20 protein-coding genes are annotated in these 21,910 nt (G+C 72.0%); 4 read left to right on the forward strand and 16 right to left on the reverse strand.

What is annotated here, in order from left to right; all coding sequences use genetic code 11:
• Positions 1–63: 63 nt before the first annotated feature.
• On the reverse strand, positions 64–1,578 hold the full coding sequence (gatB, locus tag ABD287_RS09805; RefSeq protein WP_344171452.1) for an Asp-tRNA(Asn)/Glu-tRNA(Gln) amidotransferase subunit GatB: 1,515 nt from the start codon (positions 1,576–1,578) through the stop codon (positions 64–66).
• Between the two features lie 120 nt (positions 1,579–1,698).
• On the reverse strand, positions 1,699–1,905 hold the full coding sequence (locus ABD287_RS09810) for an RNA-binding S4 domain-containing protein (protein ID WP_344171454.1): 207 nt from the start codon (positions 1,903–1,905) through the stop codon (positions 1,699–1,701).
• A 111-nt stretch (positions 1,906–2,016) separates the two neighbouring features.
• Here ABD287_RS09810 and ABD287_RS09815 point away from each other — a divergent pair, with 111 nt between their 5' ends.
• Positions 2,017–2,898: a hypothetical protein gene (locus tag ABD287_RS09815; protein ID WP_344171456.1), complete on the forward strand. Its 882-nt coding sequence runs from the start codon at positions 2,017–2,019 to the stop codon at positions 2,896–2,898.
• 4 nt (positions 2,899–2,902) lie between these two features.
• Here the strand turns inward: ABD287_RS09815 and gatA are convergent, their stop codons facing one another.
• The 7 genes from gatA to mnmA form a co-directional block, all read right to left on the reverse strand.
• Positions 2,903–4,378 (reverse strand): Asp-tRNA(Asn)/Glu-tRNA(Gln) amidotransferase subunit GatA, encoded by a 1,476-nt coding sequence (gene gatA, locus ABD287_RS09820; RefSeq protein WP_344171458.1) that lies wholly within the window; start codon positions 4,376–4,378, stop codon positions 2,903–2,905.
• Between the two features lies 1 nt (position 4,379).
• Positions 4,380–4,679 (reverse strand): Asp-tRNA(Asn)/Glu-tRNA(Gln) amidotransferase subunit GatC, encoded by a 300-nt coding sequence (gene gatC, locus ABD287_RS09825; protein WP_344171460.1) that lies wholly within the window; start codon positions 4,677–4,679, stop codon positions 4,380–4,382.
• Between the two features lie 43 nt (positions 4,680–4,722).
• Entirely contained in the window at positions 4,723–6,864 is a 2,142-nt protein-coding gene (locus ABD287_RS09830) for a putative bifunctional diguanylate cyclase/phosphodiesterase (protein ID WP_344171462.1), read from the reverse strand.
• A 141-nt stretch (positions 6,865–7,005) separates the two neighbouring features.
• Positions 7,006–9,090: an NAD-dependent DNA ligase LigA gene (gene ligA, locus ABD287_RS09835; protein WP_344171464.1), complete on the reverse strand. Its 2,085-nt coding sequence runs from the start codon at positions 9,088–9,090 to the stop codon at positions 7,006–7,008.
• 99 nt (positions 9,091–9,189) lie between these two features.
• Entirely contained in the window at positions 9,190–10,185 is a 996-nt protein-coding gene (locus ABD287_RS09840; protein ID WP_344171466.1) for an ADP-ribosylglycohydrolase family protein, read from the reverse strand.
• 149 nt (positions 10,186–10,334) lie between these two features.
• Positions 10,335–11,351: a uroporphyrinogen decarboxylase/cobalamine-independent methonine synthase family protein gene (locus ABD287_RS09845; protein WP_344171468.1), complete on the reverse strand. Its 1,017-nt coding sequence runs from the start codon at positions 11,349–11,351 to the stop codon at positions 10,335–10,337.
• A 27-nt stretch (positions 11,352–11,378) separates the two neighbouring features.
• Positions 11,379–12,449, reverse strand: coding sequence for a tRNA 2-thiouridine(34) synthase MnmA (gene mnmA / locus ABD287_RS09850; protein ID WP_344171470.1), 1,071 nt, complete (start codon positions 12,447–12,449; stop codon positions 11,379–11,381).
• A 102-nt stretch (positions 12,450–12,551) separates the two neighbouring features.
• Here mnmA and ABD287_RS09855 point away from each other — a divergent pair, with 102 nt between their 5' ends.
• Positions 12,552–14,174, forward strand: a complete 1,623-nt coding sequence (locus tag ABD287_RS09855) for a multicopper oxidase family protein (RefSeq protein WP_344171472.1) — start codon at positions 12,552–12,554, stop codon at positions 14,172–14,174.
• A gap of 52 nt (positions 14,175–14,226) precedes the next feature.
• On the opposite strand, the gene ABD287_RS09860 is transcribed toward ABD287_RS09855, so the two are convergent.
• The 3 genes from ABD287_RS09860 to ABD287_RS09870 all read right to left on the reverse strand — a co-directional run bounded on the left by ABD287_RS09860 (position 14,227) and on the right by ABD287_RS09870 (position 17,363).
• Positions 14,227–15,489: a cysteine desulfurase family protein gene (locus ABD287_RS09860; protein WP_344171474.1), complete on the reverse strand. Its 1,263-nt coding sequence runs from the start codon at positions 15,487–15,489 to the stop codon at positions 14,227–14,229.
• A gap of 120 nt (positions 15,490–15,609) precedes the next feature.
• Positions 15,610–16,569, reverse strand: a complete 960-nt coding sequence (locus tag ABD287_RS09865) for an electron transfer flavoprotein subunit alpha/FixB family protein (RefSeq protein WP_344171476.1) — start codon at positions 16,567–16,569, stop codon at positions 15,610–15,612.
• A gap of 14 nt (positions 16,570–16,583) precedes the next feature.
• A complete protein-coding gene (locus ABD287_RS09870; RefSeq protein ID WP_344171478.1) occupies positions 16,584–17,363 on the reverse strand; it encodes an electron transfer flavoprotein subunit beta/FixA family protein in 780 nt (259 codons plus the stop codon).
• A 170-nt stretch (positions 17,364–17,533) separates the two neighbouring features.
• Here ABD287_RS09870 and ABD287_RS09875 point away from each other — a divergent pair, with 170 nt between their 5' ends.
• A complete protein-coding gene (locus ABD287_RS09875; protein WP_344171480.1) occupies positions 17,534–17,848 on the forward strand; it encodes a PLD nuclease N-terminal domain-containing protein in 315 nt (104 codons plus the stop codon).
• Positions 17,849–17,851: 3 nt separating this feature from the next.
• Here ABD287_RS09875 and ABD287_RS09880 read toward each other — a convergent pair whose 3' ends face one another.
• The 3 genes from ABD287_RS09880 to ABD287_RS09890 all read right to left on the reverse strand — a co-directional run bounded on the left by ABD287_RS09880 (position 17,852) and on the right by ABD287_RS09890 (position 20,495).
• Positions 17,852–18,655: an ABC transporter permease gene (locus ABD287_RS09880; RefSeq protein WP_344171482.1), complete on the reverse strand. Its 804-nt coding sequence runs from the start codon at positions 18,653–18,655 to the stop codon at positions 17,852–17,854.
• Positions 18,652–19,608, reverse strand: a complete 957-nt coding sequence (locus tag ABD287_RS09885) for an ATP-binding cassette domain-containing protein (RefSeq protein ID WP_344171484.1) — start codon at positions 19,606–19,608, stop codon at positions 18,652–18,654. Before ABD287_RS09885 ends, ABD287_RS09880 begins: the two co-directional genes overlap by 4 nt.
• A gap of 98 nt (positions 19,609–19,706) precedes the next feature.
• Positions 19,707–20,495 carry an enoyl-CoA hydratase-related protein gene (locus tag ABD287_RS09890; RefSeq protein ID WP_344171654.1) on the reverse strand — a complete coding sequence of 263 codons (789 nt, stop codon included), beginning with the start codon at positions 20,493–20,495 and terminating at the stop codon, positions 19,707–19,709.
• A gap of 85 nt (positions 20,496–20,580) precedes the next feature.
• Between ABD287_RS09890 and ABD287_RS09895 the strand changes: the two genes are divergently transcribed.
• Positions 20,581–21,066, forward strand: a complete 486-nt coding sequence (locus ABD287_RS09895; protein WP_344171486.1) for a DUF6232 family protein — start codon at positions 20,581–20,583, stop codon at positions 21,064–21,066.
• A 10-nt stretch (positions 21,067–21,076) separates the two neighbouring features.
• Here ABD287_RS09895 and ABD287_RS09900 read toward each other — a convergent pair whose 3' ends face one another.
• Positions 21,077–21,904 (reverse strand): ABC transporter ATP-binding protein, encoded by an 828-nt coding sequence (locus ABD287_RS09900; RefSeq protein WP_425565581.1) that lies wholly within the window; start codon positions 21,902–21,904, stop codon positions 21,077–21,079.
• Between the last annotated feature and the right edge of the window lie 6 nt (positions 21,905–21,910).

Raw genomic sequence — 21,910 nt, forward strand, 5'->3', positions numbered from 1 at the left:
TGATCATGAATTCTGCGGATGAATGTCGGTGAATTCACGCGCAGAAGTCATGATCAACGAGGTTTAGGGGGTAGTGAGGCGTTCGAGGATGAGGTTGCGGACGGTTTGGGCGTCGGCTTGGCCGCCGGTGGTCTTCATGACGGCGCCGACGAGGGCGCCGGCGGCGGCGATCTTGCCGTCGCGGACCTTCGCCGCCACGTCTGGGTTCGCGGCGATCGCCTCGTCGACGGCGGCGGTCAGCGCGCCGGTGTCCGACACCACGCCCAGACCACGCGCGGACATCACGGTCGCCGGATCACCCTCGCCGGCCACGACGCCTTCGAGCACCACCCGGGCCAACTTGTCGTTGAGCTTGCCCTCGTCGACGAGGCGCTGGAGCTGCGCGACGTGCGCCGGGCTCACCCCGACGACGGACAGCTCGACGCCGCTCTCGTTCGCCCGGCGGGCCAGCTCGCCGAGCCACCACTTGCGGGCGGCGGCCGGGGTGGCGCCCTCGGCCACGGTCTGTTCGATCAGCTCGATCGCCCCGGCGTTCACCACCGACTGCATGTCCAGGTCGGACAGGCCCCAGTCGGCCTGGATCCGGGCCCGATGCGCCCGGGGCAGCTCCGGCAGCGCGGCCTTCAGCTCCGCGACCCACGCGGCGTCGGGGGCGAGCGGGACCAGATCCGGCTCCGGGAAGTACCGGTAGTCGGTGGCGGTCTCCTTGGAACGGCCCGGGGTGGTGTCGCCGGTGTCCTCGTGGAAGTGCCTGGTCTCCTGCGTGATGGCGCCGCCGGCGTCCAGCACCGCGGCCTGCCGGATCATCTCGGAGCGGACCGCCCGCTCGACGCTGCGCAGCGAGTTGACGTTCTTGGTCTCGGTGCGGGTGCCCCACTCGGCGCCGGGCAGATTCAACGAGGTGTTGACGTCGCAGCGCAGCGAGCCCTGCTCCATCCGCACATCTGACTCGCCCAGCGAGCGGATGACGTCCCGCAGCTCGGCGACGTACGCCTTGGCGACCTGCGGGGCGGCCGCCCCGATGCCCGGAACGGGCTTGGTCACGATCTCCACCAACGGAATTCCGGCCCGGTTGTAGTCGACAAGCGACTCGGTCGCGCCGTGGATACGCCCAGTGGCGCCGCCGACGTGCAGCGTCTTGCCGGTGTCCTCCTCAAGGTGCACCCGTTCGATGCCGATCCGCACCGTCTCCGGCTCACCGGCGTCGTTGACCACCTCGACGTCCAGCCAGCCGTCCACACACAACGGCTCGTCGTACTGGCTGATCTGGTAGTTCTTCGGCATGTCCGGGTAGAAGTAGTTCTTGCGGGCGAAACGGCACCAGGACGCGATCGAGCAGTTGAGCGCCAGGCCGATCCGGATGGTGGCCTCGATCGCGGCCTTGTTCGCCACCGGCAGCGACCCCGGCAGGCCGAGGCAGACCGGGCACACCTGGGTGTTGGGCTCGGCGCCGAACCCGGTCGGGCAGGCGCAGAACATCTTGGTGTTCGTGCCCAGTTCGACGTGCGTCTCCAACCCGATCACCGGCTCGTAGCGGGCGGTCACGTAGTCGTACGGGGGCAGCGTCGTCACGCTCATGTCGCTCCAGGTCGCGGTGGTGGTCGGCAGACAGGTACAGCCTAATCGCCCGCCGGCGACACACGTCGCGCGACGCCACCCAGGCCGTGGCCGCACCGTCACCTGACCGGCGCGGTGACGTCAGCTCACCCGGGCACGGGCGGTCCCCACCGCCACCACGTCGCCGACGTGGAGCTGACGACCGCGGCGCAGGTCGACCGCGCCGTTCACCCGGACCTCGCCGTCGGCGATGAGCTCCTTGGCTTCGCCGCCGGTGTCGACCAGGCCGGCGAGCTTGAGGAACTGACCCAGTCGGATCATGTCGGCATCGATTGGCACGTCGCGCATGGCGCTCCTGTCAGGGTGCTGGTGGCCGGGCGGTGGTCCAGCGGAGGCCGGCCGCGACGGGCGGACGGCGTGGATGATATCGCCTCGCCGGCCGGTCGTTACGGTATGGCCATGTCGGTTGCCGCTGTCACCCGTGAGCTGCTCGTGCGCTGTCTGGACCTGTGGTTGGCGGAGGCTGTCCACGGCGCCCGGCGCGGCACGGTCGCGCTGTGCTTCGACGAGAGGTCCGCCAAGCCCGCGGCGGTGGTGGCGGCCACGGTGGAGACGATGACCGAGTTCGCCGACCGACTCGGCCGGCGGTCGTTGACGCTCGTGGTGGTCGCGCCGGCCGCGGTCCCCGGTCCGGACCCGGCGACGCTGCCGGCGCAGGTGGCCGTCCACGCCCTGGCCGGGCCGGTCGCCACCATGCTGCCGGCGGCGTTGGTCGCCGCCAAGGCGGCGGGCGCGCCGGTGTTCCTGTTCGCCGACGCCGCTCCGACGCCGCCGCTGACGGCGCTGGGTCCAGCCCGGTCAGCGGACGCGCTGCTGGTGGGGCCGGCGGCGGGCTGGGCCGAATGCCGGGACAGCCTGCGCGGGCACGGCTGGCTCAGCTGCGGGGTGGGCCTGGTCGGCGAAGCCGAGGAACGGCTGCTGGCGTTCGGGACCGGCGCCGGTAAACGGCTGGCGGCGTTCAAGGACGAGTTGTGGGCCGTCGACGCGGACACCGGGGTCCGCTACCGGGATCCGGCCGATCCGCACGGCGACCCGATCGCGATCAGCCTCACGCCGCGGCCGGGTCCGCTGCGGCGTGAGCTGCTGGCCAGACTGACCGTCACCGGCGGCGGGACCGTCACCGAGCTGCGCGACTTCGCGCTCGCCGAAACCATCTACCGCGCGGTCGATGTGACCCACGAGCTGACCCACCTCGTCGGAGCCGGGCAGGTGGCCCGTGAGCCGGCACACGGGCGGCTCGCGGGCGATGTGCAGGTCACCCCGATGGCGCCGGGTAGGTAACGGATCAGAGCGTCGGCGGGGTGAGTGTCCCGACCGATGCCTCCAGCGCCGCCGCGACCCGGTACATCCGGTCGTCGGCCATCGTCGGCGCCATCACCTGCAGACCGACCGGCAGCCCCTCGGACAGACCGCACGGCACCGAGATGGCCGGGCCGCCGTAGAGGTTGGTCGGGATGGTGTAGAGGTCGGCCAGGTACATCTGGTACGGGTCGGCGGTGCGGGACCCGAACGGGAACGCCACGAATGGCGTCGTCGGCGAGATGAGAGCGTCCACCTGGGAGAATGCGGCGGTGAAGTCCCGCGAGATGAGCGTGCGGACCTTCTGCGCCTGGCCGTAGTAGGCGTCGTAGTACCCCGAGGACAGCGCGTACGCGCCGAGCATGATCCGCCGCTTGACCTCGGGCCCGAAGCCCGCCTCGCGGGTGATCGACATGACTTCTTCGAGCGAGCGCTGCCCGTCGTCGCCGGCGCGCAGGCCGAACCGGACGCCGTCGAAACGGGCCAGGTTGGACGAGCACTCGCTGGGAGCGATGAGGTAGTACGCCGGCAGGGCGTACTCGAAGTGCGGGCAGGAGATCTCGACGATCTCGGCGCCAGCCTTGGTGAGCGCTTCGACCGCGTCCCGGAAGGCGGCCAGGACGCCGGGCTCGGCGCCGTCTCCGGCGAACTCGCGCACCACACCCAGCTTGACGCCGGTGAGATCGCCTGAGGCCCCCTGTCGGGCGGCCTCGACGACCGCGGGAATCGGGGCGGGGATCGAGGTGGAGTCCATCGGGTCGTGGCCGGCGATCACCGCGTGCAGCAGGGCGGCGTCCTCGACGGTGCGGGCGCACGGTCCGGGGGTGTCCAGTGAGGACGAGAAAGCGATCAGGCCGTAGCGGGAGGCGCCGCCGTAGGTGGGCTTGGCTCCGACGGTGCCGGTGACGGCGCCGGGCTGGCGGATCGAGCCTCCGGTGTCGGTGCCGATGGCCAACGGGGCCTGGTAGGCGGCGACGGCCGCGGCCGAGCCGCCGCCGGAGCCGCCGGGGATCCGGCCGAGGTCCCACGGGTTGTTGGTGGGCCCGTAGGCGGAGTACTCGGTGGACGAGCCCATCGCGAACTCGTCCATGTTCGTCTTGCCGAGGATGACCATGCCGGCCTCACGCAACCGGGTGACCAGCGTCGCGTCGTACGGCGGCAACCAGCCTTCGAGGATCCTGGAGCCGGCGGTGGTGGGGACGCCCTTGGTGACCACGACGTCCTTGACGGCGATCGGGACGCCGGCCAGCGGGCCGAGCCGTTCGCCGGCGGCGCGCCGGGCGTCGACAGACCGGGCCGCGACCAGGGCGCCCTCGGCGTCGACGTGCAGGAAGGCGTGAACCCGCTCGTCCACGGCGGCGATCCGGTCGAGGTGGGCGCGGGCGATGTCCTCGGCGGAGGTCTCCCCGCTGGCGATCATCGCGCCGAGGCGCGCTGCGGTGGCGGTGGTGAGATCAGTCATGTCAGACCTCCTCGTCCAGGATCCGCGGGACGCGGTAGCGGCCGTCCTGCGAGTCGGGGGCGCCGGCGAGCGCCGCGTCGCGCTCCAGGCCGGGGCGCATCACGTCCTCGCGCAGGACGTTGGTCAGCGGCACCGCGTGTGAGGTGGGCGGGATGTCATCGGCGGCCACCTCGCCGACGCGGGCGACCGCGTTCAGGATGACGTCGAGCTGACCGGCGAACTGGTCCAGCTCCTCGTCGGTGACGGCGAGCCGCGACAGTCGCGCCAGGTGCGCGACCTCCTCGCGGGAGATGGCTGCCATCGAAGGGCCCCCTCGGGTCGCAGTGGTGTCCGGCCGGGTGAGTCTATTGGCTCAGGGGTGTCCCGGAGACCGTCGGGGTGGTGGGCGCGCCGGTGTCGCCCCCGGGCGCCGGACGGGTGGTCGGCACGCTGTCCACCACGGAGGCGACCGGCAACGGGACGATGGGGCGGTAGCGGGCGAGCCACCCGCGCAGGTCGTCGGCGGGCATCGGTCGGGCGTAGAACCAGCCCTGGGCGACGTGGCAGCCGGCGGCGTGCAGGGCCCGCCAGATCGGGTCGTCCTCGACGCCCTCGGCGACCACCCGTAGGCCGAGCGCCCCGGCCAGCTCGATGATCGATCGGACGATCGCGGCATCGTCCGGGTCGGTCGCCATGCCCAGCACGAAGGAACGGTCGATCTTGACTTCGGTGAGCGGGAGCCGGCGCAGGTGCTGCATGGACGAGTACCCGGTGCCGAAGTCGTCCAGGGCGATGGCGATTCCGATCCGGTCGAGCCGGCCGATCGTCGCCAGCACCCGGTGCGGGTCGGCCATGAGCGCGCCCTCGGTGATCTCCAGCTGGACGAGGTACGGCGGGGCGTTGTGTTCAGCCAGCTGCGCCACGATGTAGTCGGCGATGTCGCCGCTGTGCAGGTCCCGCACGCTGACGTTGAGCGAAGCGCGCAGGCTGACGCCCCCGGCGTGCCAGCGGCCGACCTGGGCGACGACGTCGGCGATGACCCGGCGGGTGAGCAGCGACATCACCGCGGTCTGCTCGGCGACCCGGATGAGAACCTCCGGGTCGACCAGGCCCCGGCGCGGGTGCCGCCAGCGCAGCAGGGCCTCCACGCCGACGACCTCGCCGGTGGGGATGTCGATCTGCGGCTGGTAGTACATGGCGATCTCGGCGCAGTCCGGGTTCTCCAGGGCCCGACGCAGATCGGCCAGCAGACCGAGCCGCTCGGCGGAGTGGTGATCGGACTCGGGCGCGTAGAAGGCAGGGCTGTTGCCGGTCTGCTTCGCCTCGTACATGGCCACGTCGGCGTGGCGCAGCAGCGCGGCGACGTCCGTGCCGTGCTGCGGGTACAGCGCGACACCCATCGAGGCGTCCACGTCCAGCGGCAGGCCGTCGAGGATGACCGGGGCGCGCAGCGCCTCGGTGAGCCGGGCGGCGAGGGCACGGGCGCCGGCGACGTCGGCGGCGTCGCCGGACAGGACGGCGTACTCGTCGCCGCCGAGCCGGGCGACCATGTCCCCGGGTCCGACCACTGTGGTGAGCCGGCGCCCGACCTCGATGAGCAGCCGGTCCCCGACGGCGTGGCCGAGCGCGTCGTTGACGTGCTTGAACCGGTCCAGGTCGAGCAGGATGAGCGCCATGCCGGCGCCGACACGGGGCCGGCGGGAGCGGTCGGCGACCCGCTCGGCGACCTCGGCGACCAGTGCCTTGCGGCTGGCCAGGCCGGTGAGGCTGTCGATGCGGGCCAGCTCGTCCTGTTCCGCGGTGAGCCTGGTCATCCGGTAGACGGCGTACAGCGGCACGAGCACCAGCGGGATGAGCGCCGCGGTCGCGTGCGCCGCGGCGAGCATGATCGGGCTGAGCAGCAACAGCGCACCGCTGGCCAGGGCCTCGACCGCCAGCCCGTCGACGAACCGGGGCGACCAGCGCCCACCGAAGCGTAGGTAGACGGCGAAGGTGACGGCGCCGTACGTGACGATGAACCAGACCACGGCCGCGGCGGCGACGACGAGGACGTCGCTCCACCGGTTGAAGGCGGGTTCGGGCGACCAGCCGGCGAGCCGGAACACACCGTTGGCCGCGGCCAGCGCCAGGGTGTACTGGCCCACGTTGAAGCCGGCCCGGATCAGGGTGTGCCGGCCGCGCACGCCGGCGACGACCGCGGCGGCGGCCTGGACGGCGACCGCGGCGCCGAGCCCCCAGGCCATGAGGATGGCGAAGGTGAAGCAGACCGACGGGAAGATGGCGCTGCTCTGGCGCCGGCCGGGCGGGGTGAACGGACGGGCGTCGCTGATCACGGCCAGGGCGGCCATGAGCCAGAAGGCCGGCGGCAGCTCCACAGCGGACCGGGTGAACCGCAGCAGGGGTCCGGCGCAGACGACGATGGCCGCGGCGACGGTGAGCGTGGCGAACCCGTAGAACGGCACCGCCCGGTCGCGGGGCACTGAGTTCCGCGACGACTCCGGCTCCATGGGACCCCCCGACACCTCATCCGGCTGCGCGCCCCCGGGCGTCGCACCATCAACCGAACATTACGGATCTAAGGGCATAAACAGACTAAGCGGTTGCCTCTGTGACAAAATTGCAATATGCGATAGCCGACAAAACGACGCCTATCGGACCTCGCGAACGACCGCCAACGCCGCCTCGGGGCCTTGCTCCAGGAGCACCCCGAAGCCGGCCTCATCCAGAACCGGCACCCCCAACGACACTGCCTTGTCGTGCTTGCTGCCCGGGTTGTCCCCCACCACCACGAAGCTCGTCCGCTTCGACACCGAGCCGCTGACCTTCCCACCGCGGCCCGTCACCGCCTCGGTGGCCTGGTCCCGCGAGTAGGTCGCCAGCGTCCCCGTCACCACCACCGTCAGCCCGGCCAATGGGCGAGGTCCGTACGCGACCTGCTCCTCGGCCAGCTGAACGCCAGCGGCCCGCCACTTGGCGATCACCTCACGGTGCCAATCCACAGCAAACCATTGCCGGAGGCTTTCCGCGATAGTCGAACCGACCCCTTCTACCGCGGCCAAATCGTCAACAGGGGCTGCCTCAATGGCTTCCAACGAGCCGAACTGCCTGGCCAGAGCCTGTGCGGCGGTCGGACCCACATGCCGGATCGACAGCGCCACCAGCACCCGCCACAGTGGTCGTTTTTTAGCCTGGGCCAGGTTCTCGACGAGCTTGGCGGCATTGCTGCGCAACGATCCGTCCTTATTGACGAAGAAGTCACAGCGCGCCAACCGCTCCTCGTCCAGGTCGAACAGGTCGCCCTCGTCGGCGATGACGCCCGAGGCCAACAACGCCGCCGCCGCCTTGTACCCCAGCACCTCGATGTCCAGGGCGCCCCGGCCGGCGATGTGGAAGACCCGCTCACGCAGCTGCGCCGGGCAGGTCCGGTTGTTCGGGCAACGGATGTCCACGTCGCCCTCCTTCGCCGGCGCCAGCGCCGATCCGCACACCGGGCAGTGGTTGGGCATCACGAACTCGCGGGCGTCCACCGGGCGGCGCTCCACCACCGGGCCCAACACTTCCGGAATGACGTCGCCGGCCTTGCGGATGACCACGGTGTCGCCGATGAGCACGCCCTTGCGGCGAACCTCCTGCGCGTTGTGCAACGTCGCCAGCGCCACCGTCGACCCAGCCACCAGCACCGGCTCCAACACCGCGAACGGGGTCACCCGACCGGTGCGCCCGACGTTCACCTCGATCCCCCGCAGCAGCGTCGTGACCTCCTCCGGCGGGTACTTGAACGCGATCGCCCAGCGCGGGGCGCGGCTGGTGGAGCCGAGCCGCCGCTGCAACGGCACCGCGTCGACCTTGACCACGACGCCGTCGATCTCGTGCGAGACGTCATGCCGGTGCTCGGCGTAGTAGGCGATGTACTCGCGCACCCCGGCCAGGTCGGACCTGACCGCCCAACGGTCGCCCACCGGAAGCCCCCACCCGCGCAGGGTCTCGTACGCCACTGACTGGGCCGCCGGAGCGAACCCGGACCGGGCCCCGATACCGTGCACGACCATCCGCAACGGCCGGCCGGCCGTCACCCGCGGGTCCTTCTGCCGCAGACTCCCGGCGGCCGCGTTGCGCGGGTTCGCGAACGGCGCCTTGCCCAGCTCGACCAGACCGGCGTTGAGGTCGGCGAACCCGGCGATCGGGAAGAACACCTCGCCCCGGATCTCGACCAGCTCCGGCGGATCGTCGGTGGCCAGCGACGACGGGACGTCGGCGATGGTGCGCACGTTCGCGGTGACGTCCTCGCCGGTGCGGCCATCGCCACGGGTCGCCGCCCGGGTCAGCCGACCACGCTCGTAGGTGAGGTTGATCGCCAGGCCGTCGATCTTCGGCTCGCACAGGTAGGCCACCGGCTGGCCGGCGTCCCGTTCGACCCGCTGCGCCCAGGCCGCCAGCTCGGCGTCGTCGAAGGCGTTGTCCAGCGACATCATCCGTTCGGCGTGCTCGACCGGGGCGAAGTCGGTGGAGAACGTGCCGCCGACCCGCTGGGTCGGCGAATCCGGGGTACGCAGCGCGGGGTGCTGCCGTTCCAGCTCTTCCAGCTCGCGGAACATGGCGTCGAAGTCAGCGTCCGGGATCGTCGGGGCATCCAGGACGTAGTAACGGAACTGGTGGTCGGCCACCTCGCTGGCCAGCGCCGCATGCCGGACGGCGACCTGCGCGATTTCAGAAACCTGCGGGGCTTCAGACACCAGAGACCTCCCACCACGGGCCGTCCGGACCGGCCCCGCCAGCGGCGATCTTGCCGCATCGGGCAGCCTAGGCAACCGGTACGACACGCCCCCGAGGGCTCAGGCGGGCTCCCACGCCTGGCTGAGGCGGCGCAACTGGTCGGCGTACTCGATCCGCTCCGCCCACTGCGGCGGCCAGGCGCCCATCCCGTGGGCGGCCCCCTGGAAGGCGCCGGCGAGGCTGGCGACCGAGTCCGAATCGCCGCTGGTACGGGCCGCCCTGGCCAGTGCGGACACCGGATCGTCAGCATGGCGCAGCGCGCAGTACAGGGCCGTGGCCAGGGCCTCCTCGGCGACCCAGCCGGCGCCGGTGGCCAGGCAGGCGTCGCCGCCGTCGTCGGGCTTGCCCAGAGCGTCGGTCAACCGGTCCAGGGCCCCGGCGCACTCGTCCCAGCCGTGGGCGATGAAGTCGACGGCGCTGGCCGCGCCGGCCCGCTCCCACAGACCGCCGAGCCAGTCCTGCCGGTACACCTGACGTTGTGAGTCGCAGCGCTCGCGCAGCATCGCCGGCAGCCGGTCCACCGGATGGTCGTCGCGCAGCAGCCAGACGGCGAGCGCGGTCAGCTCGGCGGCGGCGAGGGCGGTCGGGTGGGCGTGCGTCATCGCGGCCTGGAACTGGGCCATCGCCGCGACGAGCTCCTCGTCGATGTCGGGAACCAGTCCGATCGGGGTGGCCCGCATGTTGGCCCCGCAGCCCTTGGCGCCCACGATGGTGGCCTCCTGCCAGGGCCGGCCGGCCTGAAGGCCCTCGCAGGCGTGCAGGCAGGTCAGCCCCGGGGCGCGGTCGTTGTCGGGGCTGACCAACCAGGCGACGAACCGTTCCCGCAGGTGCGGCTCCAGCAGCTCGGCCGTCGGGCCGTCCGCGTCGTACAGCGCCCAGCCGACCGCGAGCGCCAGCTGGGTGTCGTCGGTGACCGGCGCCGGGTCGCCGGGCAGCTCCCGGGGCCCGTCCGGGCCGTGCCTGCGGACGATCTCCTCGAAGGCGCAGAACTCGACCGGTCCGCCGATCGCGTCCCCGTAGGCAAGGCCGAACAGCGAGCCCGCTACCCGCCGCACGGCTCACCCCGCACCGGATGGGGCTGGATCACCGTTGGTCCGACGGGCGAGCGGCGGAAGTTGGCCAGACCGCCCAGACTGGGGCAGTCGAGCGCAATCGAGTGCAAGCGGCCAATCACCGCAACTCCCTCCATAGACGGTCGTGAACATTAGCGGCCTGCCTGGCTAACCGCCAATCCTGTCGCGCGCTCCACGGCGCCCTGCCGACACGCGGCGAGGACGGCCCTGGCCCGGGGCGCCGACACCCCGACCAGCCCGCACGACGGGGTCAGCACCACCTGACGAGCGAGCCGATCCGGGGCAAAACTGAGGTCACGCCATACCGTGAGTACACGCTCTGCCAGGGCCTTTGGTTCGACAGGCGTATCGCCAGCGGGCGCGAGCACACCGGCGAACAAGCCCATCCCGTCGTCCAGGACCGCGCCGAGCGCGTCCAGGTCTTTCAGCAGATCGAGGTCGACGGCGACAGCCGCCGCCCCCGCCGAACGCAGCAACGCCAACGGGACGTCCGGGGCGCAGCAGTGCACGACCACCGGCGCGTCCACCGCCCCGATGAGATCGCGCAGGCGTTCGGCGGCGGTGTTCGCGGCGACCGCACGCAGCGTGGCCAGCCCGCTCTCGGTGGGCACCCTGGCCGCCAGGACGGCCGGCAGCGACGGCTCGTCGAGTTGGAGGATCACCGCGGCGTCCGGCACCCGGGCCCGCACCTGGGCGACGTGCCTACGCAGACCCTCGGTCAGCGAGGAGGCCAGGTCACGGACCGCGCCCGGGTCGGCGAGCAACGGGCCGCCGAGCTGACGCTGGACGCTCGCGGCCAGCGTCCACGGGCCGGCCGCCTGGATCTTCAGCACGCCGCGGTAGCCGTCGGCCTGCTCGGTGAGCTGGTCGAGATCGCGGTCCAGCAGGTCGTGGGCGCGCCGCAGATCCCGGCCGGGACGGGACGTCACCTGCCAGCGCCCGGCGTACAGCTCGACCGGCAGGTCGACCAGCAGCCCGGCGCCGCGGCCGATGAGGTCGGCCCCGGGCCCCCGGGCCGGCAGCTCCGGCAGGTGGGGCAGGTCCGGCAATTCCCCCAGCACGATCTTCTGGGCCTCGGTGATGTCGACGCCGGGCAGCGAGCCGATCCCGGTCGCCGCGCCAGCCGGCCACGGCCACTGCTCATTCATGAGCGGCAGGTTACCGCGCCGTAGGGGTCAGTCGATGGTGGCGGAGCCGAGCACGATGTCGCCGTCCGGCGACGGCTGGTAGGCGACAACGGTCTGACCGGCGGCGACGCCCCGCACCGGCCGGCGGAGCGTGGCCGAAAAACGTCCGTTATGGACGGACACGACGGCCGGAACGGCCTCGCCGTGGGCGCGCAGCTGCACCTCGCACCCGACCGACGCGTCGGGCAGCCCACCAGCGCTCCAGACCGGACGGCTCGCCCGCACCTCGGTGGTCTCCAACGCCTCCGCCGGGCCCACGGTGACTGTGTTCGTCACCGGCGTGATCGACAGGACGTACCGGGGACGACCATCAGCCGCCGGACGGCCCAGACGCAGCCCCTTACGCTGTCCGACCGTGTACGCGTACGCGCCGTCATGCTCGCCGAGCACCTCGCCGGTGCCGGCGTCGACGATGTCGCCGGGGCTCTGGCCGAGCCGCTGCCGCAGGAAGCCGGCGGTGTCGCCGTCGGCGATGAAACAGATGTCGTGGGAGTCGGGCTTGTCGGCGACCGCCAGGCCGGCGGCGGCGGCCTCGGCCCGGACCTGCTCCTTGGTGGTGTCCCCCAACGGGAACATCGAGCGGTCGAGCTGGGCGCGAGTGAGCACGGCGAGCACGTACGACTGATCCTTGCCGTGGTCGACGCTGCGGCGGAGCAGGCCGTCGGCGCCGAGCCGGGCGTGGTGGCCGGTGGCGACCGCGTCGAAGCCGAGGGCGACCGCCCGGTCGAGCACCGCGGCGAACTTGATCTTCTCGTTGCAGCGCAGGCACGGGTTCGGGGTACGGCCGGCGGCGTACTCGGCCACGAAGTCGTCCACCACGTCGGCGTGGAACTCCTCGGCCATGTCCCAGACGTAGAACGGGATGCCGAGCACGTCAGCGGCGCGGCCGGCGTCCCGGGAATCTTCCAGGGTGCAGCAGCCGCGGGCGCCGGTGCGGTACGTCTGCGGGTTGCGCGACAGGGCCAGGTGCACGCCGGTCACGTCGTGCCCGGCAGCGACGGCGCGGGCCGCGGCCACCGCCGAATCAACCCCACCGGACATGGCGGCCAGGACTCTCACGCGGCCAACGGTAACAAGCCGGGCGGACCCGACCGCGGCCACGCCAGCCGATCGTTGAGCAGATGGCCGATAAGGTCGCTGCTCTGATGGCCGATAGTGGCGGTGAGCCGAGCCGTCGCCAGCGCCCGGCTCGCCTGGGCGCCCGAAGGAGACACGGCAGATGGCGACTACCGCCCCCCGATTCACCCCGACCGGCCCACGGCGCCCGGCGCCGGTCTGGCCGGCATTGCCCCGGACGGCCCGCTGATGGCCAGGCGGCACAAGGTCGTCATGGGCTCGCTGATCGGCATTCTGCTGGTCTGCTGCGGCGGTCCGACCGCCGCTGTCACCACCGTGTGGGGCCGCGCCGGGCTCGACACCGCCGGGGCCGTCGACTTCGAATGGCCGCTGGCGATCCCCCCACTGGCCCCGTCGCGTCTCGACGCCGCCGGACGGCGGGTCTTCGACCTCACCGCCGCCCCCGGAACCCACGAGTTCGCCGGCCGCGCCGTGTCCACCTGGGGCTACAACGGCGGCTACCTCGGCCCGACGCTGCGGGCCCGGCGCGGGGAGAAGGTCCTGGTCAACATTCGGAACGCCCTCGGCGAGCCCACCACCGTGCACTGGCACGGAATGCGCCTGCCCGCCGTAATGGACGGCGGGCCGCACCAGCCCATCGCCGCCGGCGCCACCTGGTCGCCGTCCTGGACGGTCGACCAGCCGGCCGCCACCCTCTGGTACCACCCGCACCTGCACCACGGCGTCGCCCGGCAGGTCTACCGGGGCCTGGCCGGCATGTTCCTGCTCGACGACGACCAGCGGACCGGACTGCCGTCGCGGTACGGCGTCGACGACATCCCCGCGATCGTCAGCGACGTCAACCTCGACGACAGGGGCCTCGACGACACCCCGGCCAGCTTCACCGACTTGGGCGTCCTCGGCCGCACCGTCCTCGTCAACGGAACGCCCACCCCGCACCTGAACGTCGACGCCGAACTGGTCCGGCTCCGGCTGCTCAACGCCTCCACCGCCCGCAGCTACCGGTTCGGGCTGGCCGACCGGCGGCCGGTCACCCTCGTCGGCGTCGACGGCGGCCTGCTGGAAAGCCCGGCCACGGTGACCGATGTCCGGCTCACCCCGGGCGAACGTGCCGAGATCCTCGTCCGCGTCCGACCCGGCGAGTCGGTGACGCTGCGCAGCTTCCCGCCCCGGCTGGGCTCCACCCCCGCTCTCTTCGACCGCTTCCACGGCGGCGACGACACCCTCGACGTCCTCCAGCTTCGCGCCGCCGCCACCCTGCGCCCGGCCGCCGCGCTGGCGAACCGGTTGGCGGCGCCGGTCGACATCGACCCGGCGACCGCCGCCCAGACCCGGAGGTTCCGGCTCGCCGGCCACTCCATCAACGGCCGGCAGATGGCCATGGACCGGATCGACACCGTCGTCACCCGGGGCGCCGTGGAAATCTGGCAGATCGAGAACACTGACGGGATGCCGCACAGTTTCCACATCCACGACGTGCGCTTCCGGGTGCTCGATCCCCCCGACGAGTCCTACCGGGGCTGGAAGGACACCGTGTACGTGCCGCCAGGGCGCACGCTGCGGCTGGCGATCCGATTCGACGGCGCCGCCGACCCGGAACACCCGTACATGTACCACTGCCACAAGCTCACCCACGAGGACCACGGCATGATGGGCCAGTTCGTCGTCGTGGAGCCCGGACAGCCGCCGGCGCTGTCCCACCCGTGAGGGACGCTGGCCGTCTCACGCCCAGTGAGGCCAGCCCGATGAGGCCACCTGGTCAGCGGCGCAGCGCCGCGGCGCGCCCCGCCCGTTCCACCGCGCCCGGCAACGCGGCCACCAGGGCGTCCACATCGGCCCGGGTGGAGTCGTGACCGAGGGAGAAGCGCAGCGAACCGCGGGCCCGCTCGTCGTCGGCGCCCATGGCCAGCAGCACATGTGAGGGCTGGGCGACGCCGGCGGAGCAGGCCGATCCGGTCGAACAGGCGATGCCTTGGGCGTCCAGCAGCAGCAGGAGCGCGTCGCCCTCGCAGCCAGGGAAGGAGAAGTGCGCGTTCCCCGGCAGCCGGTCGACCGGGTCGCCGTTGAGCACCGACCCCGGCGCGACCGCCAGCACCCGGGCCACCAGATCGTCGCGCAGGGCGCCGATCCGTTCGGCGTGCTCACGCTGCCCGGCCACCGCCGCCTCGAGAGCCACCGCGAAAGCGACCACGCCCGGGACGTCCACGGTGCCCGAACGCACGTCCCGCTCCTGACCGCCGCCGTGCAGCAACGGGGTGCAGGCGATGTCACGGCTCAGCAGCAGCGCGCCGACTCCGGCTGGGCCGCCGAGCTTGTGCCCGGTGACGGTCAACGCGCCGACCCCGCTGGCGGCGAAACTCACCGGCACCTGCCCGACGGCCTGGATCGCGTCGGTGTGCAGCGGGGCGCCGGCGCCTGCGGCGAGCGCGGCCAGCGCCGGCGCCGGCTGCACGGCGCCGACCTCGTTGTTGGCCCACATGACGGTCACCAACGCCACCTCGTCGCCGTGCTTGTCGAGGACCTCGGCCAACGCCGACGCCGCGACCCGGCCCTCGTGGTCCACCGGCAGCCAGCTGATGACGGCGCCGTCAGCCCGTTCCAGCCAGCTCACCGCGTCGAGCACGGCGTGGTGTTCGACCGCGGAGGCGACGATGCGCCGCCGCCGAGGGGCCGCTGCCCGCCGCGACCAGAAGATGCCCTTGACGGCGAGGTTGTCGCTCTCGGTGCCGCCACCGGTGAAAATGACCTCCGACGGACGGGCGTCGAGCGCGGCGGCGACGCGTTCGCGGGACTCCTCCACCAGACGGCGGGCCGACCGGCCGGACAGGTGCAGGGACGAGGCGTTGCCGACCTGGCGGGCGGCCTCGACGTAGGCGGCCAGCGCCGCCTCGGTCATCGGGGTGGTCGCGGCGTGGTCGAGGTAGACGACCCGGCGGGCGCCGGCGGGCGCCGGCGGGCGTGCCGCCGCCGCGTCGGGTGAAACCGCCTGACCGCGTGGCGCCGGCCGATCGAGTTGAGCCATCCGACCAACCCTAGTTGATCGGCCGAGCCGCCTGATCCGGACGCCGGGCCACCGGACGCCTCGCCACGGCGGCGGGTGGTGTCGGCCGCCCGGAGCCGACCGCCACCACCCGCCGAAGAATCACTTGCGCTTGCGGATCTCCTCAGCGGCCTGCGGCACGATCTTGAACAGGTCGCCCACCACACCGAAGTCAGCCAGGTCGAAGATCGGCGCCTCGGCGTCCTTGTTCACCGCGACGATCGTCTTCGAGGTCTGCATACCGGCCCGGTGCTGGATCGCCCCGGAGATGCCCAGCGCCAGGTACAGCTGCGGCGAGACCGTCTTGCCGGTCTGTCCGACCTGGAACTGGTGCGGGTAGTAACCCGAATCGACGGCCGCCCGGGACGCGCCCACAGCCCCCCCGAGCAAGTCCGCCAGCTCCTCGACCAGCGCGAAGTTCTCGGCGTTGCCGACGCCTCGGCCACCGGACACGACCACGGAGGCCTCCGACAGCTCCGGTCGCGAACCCTTCTGTTCGGCCACCCGCTCGGTGACCTTGGCGAGGGTGTCGCTGCCGGCCAGCTCGACCGACACCTGCTCGACCTGCGGCGACGCCGGCGCCGGGGTGGGCGTCACGGAGTTCGGGCGCAGAGCGACCAGCGGCAGACCCTTGGTGACCTTGGAGGTGACGACCGTCGATCCGGCGAACGCCACCTGGGTGGCGGTCCCGTCGGCGGCGATCGCGACGGCGTCGGTGAGTAGACCGTTGTCCAGCTTGACCGCCAACCGGGCGGCGATCTCCTTGCCCTCCTGGGTGGCGGCCACCAGCACGGCCGCCGGCTGGGCCTGCCGGACCAGCTGGGCGAGCACGCTCGCCTTCGGGGCGACCAGGTGCCCGTCGATCTCGGCGGACTCCGCCGCGTAGATCTTCGTGGCGCCGAACTCGGCGAGCTTGTCGACCAACGGCGCCGCCGCGCCCGGCCCGCCCAGCACGACCGCGACCGGCTCCCCCAGCGTCCGGGCGTGCGTCAGCAGCTCCAGGGTCACTTTCTTGACGCCGGTCGCGGAGCTGGCCTCTACGACAACAAGAACTTCAGCCATGTCCCTCTCCCGGCTCAGACGAACTTCTCGGCGGCGAGGTACTCGACCAGCTTGACGCCGCCCTCGCCCTCATCGGTGACCTTGACGCCGGCCGCGCGCTCCGGGCGCCTGCTGTGCTCCAGCACCGCGCTGGTGGCGCCGGCGGCCCCGACCTCGTCGGCGGCCAGGCCGAGATCAGCCAGCGTCATGAGGCGAACCGGCTTCTTCTTGGCGGCCATGATCCCCTTGAAGGACGGGTACCGAGGCTCGTTGATCGTGTCCCAGACCGACACCACCGCCGGGGTCGTGGCCGTGACCACCTCGTAGCCCTCGTCGGTCTGCCGCTCGATCGTCAACGTGGCGCCGTCGACGTCGAGCTTGCGGGCGCCGGTGAGCGCCGCGATGCCCAACCGCTCGGCGATCAGGTGCGGCATGACCTGCACCCGGCCGTCGGTGGATTCCGCCCCGCACAGGATCAGGTCGGCGTTGAGAGTGCCGAGCGCCGTGGCGAGAACCTTGGAGGTGCCGAGCGCGCACGAGCCGCGAAGGGCCTCGTCGACGATGTGGACGGCGCCGTTGGGCCCCATCGACAGCGCCTTGCGGATCGACTCGCCGGCCTGTTCGGGGCCCATGGTGAGGATGGTGACCTCGCCGCCGTGGGCTTCCTGCAACCGCAGGGCCTCCTCGATGGCGTACTCGTCCATCTCGTTGATGACGTTGTTGGCGGACGCCCGGTCGACGGTGTTGTCGTCCGAACGCAGACTGCGCTCCGCGCCGGAGTCCGGCACCTGCTTTACAAGTACGACGGTGTTCATCGCGCCCGAGGACCCCCCTGGATGAGGTTTAACGATCGTTCATGCGAGAGCCAGTGTATCCATCGGGCCCGGGTGACCCAGATCACCAGAATGCCCGCTGGGTTCGGCCACCGACGCCCGCCGCGCCGGGTAGTGGTCGACCTGGGCGCCGGTCACGGACAATGGTCAACATGACCCGCGTCGCGCTCCTCATGTTCGTCGTCCAGATCGGGGCGGCGGCCGCCGCCCTCATCAGCTGCCTCTCCACCGAAGACGACAAGATCCAGAAGCTGTCACGGATCGGCTGGATCATCCTGATCCTGCTGTTTCCGCTGGTAGGAGCGCTGGTGTGGTTCGCTATCGGTCGTCCCCGCGCGCCGCGCCCCCGGGTCGCCGGCGGGGCGGGCGGCCGGGTCGTCGCGCCCGACGACGACCCGGACTTCCTGCGCTCGCTCGACGACCGTCGCCGCGACCGCAAGGACGACGACCCCGAACAGTCGCGCTGAGCGTCAGGTCCGGCGGCGCAACGCCCGCAACGCCAGCGGCACGAACACCGCCGCGATGCCCACCGCCCACAGCAGCGACTGGATCACCGGCCCCGGCAGGACCTCGCCGCGGACCATCAGCCCACGCAGAGCGTCGGCCAGGATCGTCACCGGGTTCACCTCGACCCACGCCTGCAACCAGCTGGGCATCGTCTCCTCGGGGACGAAGATGTTGCTGGTGAACGTCAGCGGGAAGATCACCGTGAAGCCGTAGGCCTGCACCTTCTCGCCGTTCTCCACGGTCACCCCGACGAGGACCGCGATCCACGCCACGGCCAGGGCGAACACCAGCATGAGCGCCGTCCCGGCGATGACGCCGGCCACGTTGTGCGGACGGAAACCCAGCGCCATCCCCACCCCGAGCAGCAGCGCGATGGCCCAGGCCTGCTTGGCCGTGTCGGCCAGGATGCGGCCGGCCAGCGGCGCCATCCGCGCGATCGGCAACGACCGCAGCCGGTCGAAGACGCCCTTGGTCAGGTCGGCGTTGATGCCCATGCCGGTGTACATCGTCGCGAAGATCGTGTTCTGCACGATGATGCCCGGCAACATGAAGTCGAGGTACGCCTCGGTGGAGCCGGCGATCGCGCCCCCGAAAACGAACGTGAACAACAGCACGAACATGATCGGCTGGATGCTGAAGTCGAGCAGCTCCAGGGGGTTGTGCTTGATCTGGACCAGGCTGCGCCACGCCAGCGTTCCGGTGTTGCTGATCGCGGCCAACGGCCCCACCCGGCCCGGCGCCGGGATCGTCGCGACGGCGGTGGTCATGCGGTCACCTCGGTGGTCTCGTCGTTCGTGGGGCGCCCGGTCAACGACAGGAACACCTCGTCCAGGCTGGGGCTGCGCAACGACAGCTCGGCCACGTGCACGCCGGCGGCGTCGAGCTGGCGCACCAACGCCGGCAGCAGCTCGCTGTCGCTCACGGTGGCGCTCACCACGTCGCCGCTCACCGCCGCCGGCCGTCCGATGAGAGCTGACACCTCGACGGCCAACGCCGGGACGTCAGTGGCCTTCACCGGACGCACCACCAGGGTCTGCGCCCCGGCGCGTGACTTCAGCTCGTCCGGGGTTCCGGTGGCGATCACCCGACCGTGGTCGATGACGACGATGTCGTCGGCGAGCTGGTCCGCCTCGTCCAGGTACTGGGTGGTCAACAGCACCGACGCGCCGTCCGACACCAGCCGGCGGACGATGTCCCACAGCTCGTTACGGCTCCGCGGGTCCAGGCCCGTGGTCGGCTCGTCCAGGTAGAGCAGGCGCGGGTCGCCGACCAGGCTCGCGGCCAGATCCAACCGGCGACGCATACCGCCGGAGTAGGTGCGGGCCGCGCGACCGCCGGCGTCCTCAAGCCGGAAGTCGGCGAGCAGCTCGGCCGCGCGCCGCTTTGCCGCCGCCCGGGACAGGCCCAGCAGCCGGCCGATGAGCAGCAGGTTCTCGGCGCCGGTCAACGACTCGTCGACCGCGGCGTACTGGCCGGTCAAACCGATCTGGGTACGCACCAGATGCGGCTCGCGGAGCAGATCGTGCCCGGCGACGGTCGCTGTGCCGGCGTCCGGGCTGGTGAGAGTGGCGAGGATCCGCACCGCTGTCGTCTTGCCGGCGCCGTTCGGTCCGAGCAGGCCGAGGACGGAACCGGTGGGCAACGCGAGATCGACGCCGGCCAGGGCGGTGGTGTCGCCGAAGCGTTTCACCAGGCCCTCGGCCAGGATGGCGTGTGACATGTGGTCGTCTTCCCGTGAGGCTGGCGGGGTCGGGCGAAGCCTGCCTCACGGGTCCGACATTTTCAGCGGGTTTCAGCGGGCCACACTGCCCGCCACGGTCACCGTCCGGTGAAATTCGGCTTTCGCTTCTCCACGAACGCCGCCATGCCCTCGCGCTTGTCCTCGGTGGCGAACAGGGCCGCGAACAGCTGACCCTCCCAGACCAGACCCGATGCCAGGTCCATCTCCAGCCCGCCGTCGATGGCCAGCTTCGCCGCCCGGACCGCCTGCGCAGGGCCGTGGGCGTACGGCTTCACCAGCGCCAACGCCGCCTCGTACACCTGCTCGGCCGGGACCACCCGGTCGGCCAGACCGATCGCCAGCGCCTCGGCGGCGTCCACCATCCGACCTGAGAAGATCAGGTCCTTGGCCCGCGCCGGGCCGACCAGCCGGGCCAGCCGCTGGGTGCCGCCGGCGCCCGGGATCACGCCGAGTTTGATCTCCGGCTGGCCGAGCTTGGCGTCCTCGGCCACCACCCGCCAGTCACACGCCAGCGCCAGCTCGCACCCGCCGCCGAGGGCGTATCCGGTGACCGCGGCGACGACCGGCTTGGGGATCCGGGCCACCGCGTCGAAGGACGCCGACAGGGCGGCGACCCGCCCCGACATGTCGACGTACGACATGTCGGCCATCTCCTTGATGTCCGCGCCGGCGGCGAAGACCTTCTCGCCGCCGTAGACGATCACAGCCCTGATCTCCGGGTCCGCGGTGGCCGCGCCGGCCGCCTCGCGCAGCTCGTCCTGCAACGCGGTGTTCAGGGCGTTCATCGGCGGCCGGTCCAGGCGGATCGTGCCGATCCCGTCCGCGACCTCCAACCGGACGAACTCCCCCTTATCGAACTGCGCCACCTGCGCCACGCCTGCCTCCAGTCATCGACGATCGAGCCGCCCGTCAGCCTACGGCCACCGCCGATCGGGCCGGTAGCGTGAGGTCATGCAGGAGTGGACGGGCCGCGACAGTCGGATCTACTACCGCGACCGTCACGTCGAGGTCTCCGCGGGCGCCGTCATCGTCGACGGGCGGGCCTACGCGTTGACCGAGCTGACCGAGGTGTGGCACCAGCGCGGCGCGCGCTCGTTCTCGGCGATCCTCCGGCGGGGGCTGCTCGGCGGCGCCCTACTGGTCCCGTTGACGCTCGCGGTGGTCGGGGTCGCCGTCGCCCTGTCGATGCGGCTGTCGGTGCTGGCCACGGTGACCGTGGTGCTCGCCGCGATCGTTGTCGGACTGGCCACCGGCCCGGTGGCCGACCTGCTGCTGGAATGGATGGACCGGTCGTACGCGCGCGGGTCCCGGGAGATGCAGCTGTGGGCCCGGTGGCGCGGCGAATCGGTGCTCCTGCTGAGCACCGGCGACCGCCTCCGGTTCGGCAAGATCTACCGCGCCCTGCAACGCGCCATGGAACAACCCCACCTCACCTGAGGACCCGGGGTCAGCGGGCGCGGGCGGTGAAGCGGTCGCCGGCCAGGTCCAGACGCAGGGGCAGGCCGAAGGTCGCCGACAGGGCGTCGTCGGTGAGAGTGGCCCGCAGCGGGCCCTGCGCGACCACCGCGCCCTGCCGCAACAGCAGGGCATGGGTGAAGCCCGGCGGGATCTCCTCGACGTGGTGGGTCACCAGCACCATCGCCGGCGCCAACGGGTCGGCGGCGAGCCTGGCCAGACGGGCGACAAGCTGCTCGCGTCCGGCCAGGTCGAGACCGGCGGCGGGCTCGTCGAGCAGCAGCAGCTCGGGGTCGGTCATGAGAGCCCGGGCGATCTGCACCCGCTTACGCTCGCCCTCGGAAAGGGTGCCGTAGGGGCGGTCAGCCAGATCAAGCACGTCCAGCTGCGCCAGAAGGCCACAGGCCCGGTCCTCGTCCACAGCGTCGTAGCCCTCGCGGAACCGGCCGACAACCGACCAGGCCGCGGTCAGGACGATGTCGTGCACGCGCTCGTCGGCGGGCAGCCGATCGGCGAGCGCCACTGTGGACAGACCAACCCGGGCGCGCAGGACGGCCAGGTCGGTGGCGCCGACCCGGTCGCCGAGGATCGTCACGCTGCCGCTGGTGGGGTGGCTGCGGGCCGCGGCGAGGTTGAGCAGGGTGGTCTTTCCCGCGCCGTTCGGCCCCAGAACCACCCAACGCTGGTCGTGTTCGACCCGCCAGGTGATCTCGCGCAGCAACGACTGCCCACCACGGCGGACGGTGACACCCGCCACATCGAGCGCTGACCCACCGGCCGTCGCTTGATCGACGGCCGACGGAGGAATCGACGGGGCCACCGTCGC

Source organism: Pilimelia columellifera subsp. columellifera (assembly GCF_039532605.1).
GTDB lineage: Bacteria > Actinomycetota > Actinomycetes > Mycobacteriales > Micromonosporaceae > Pilimelia > Pilimelia columellifera.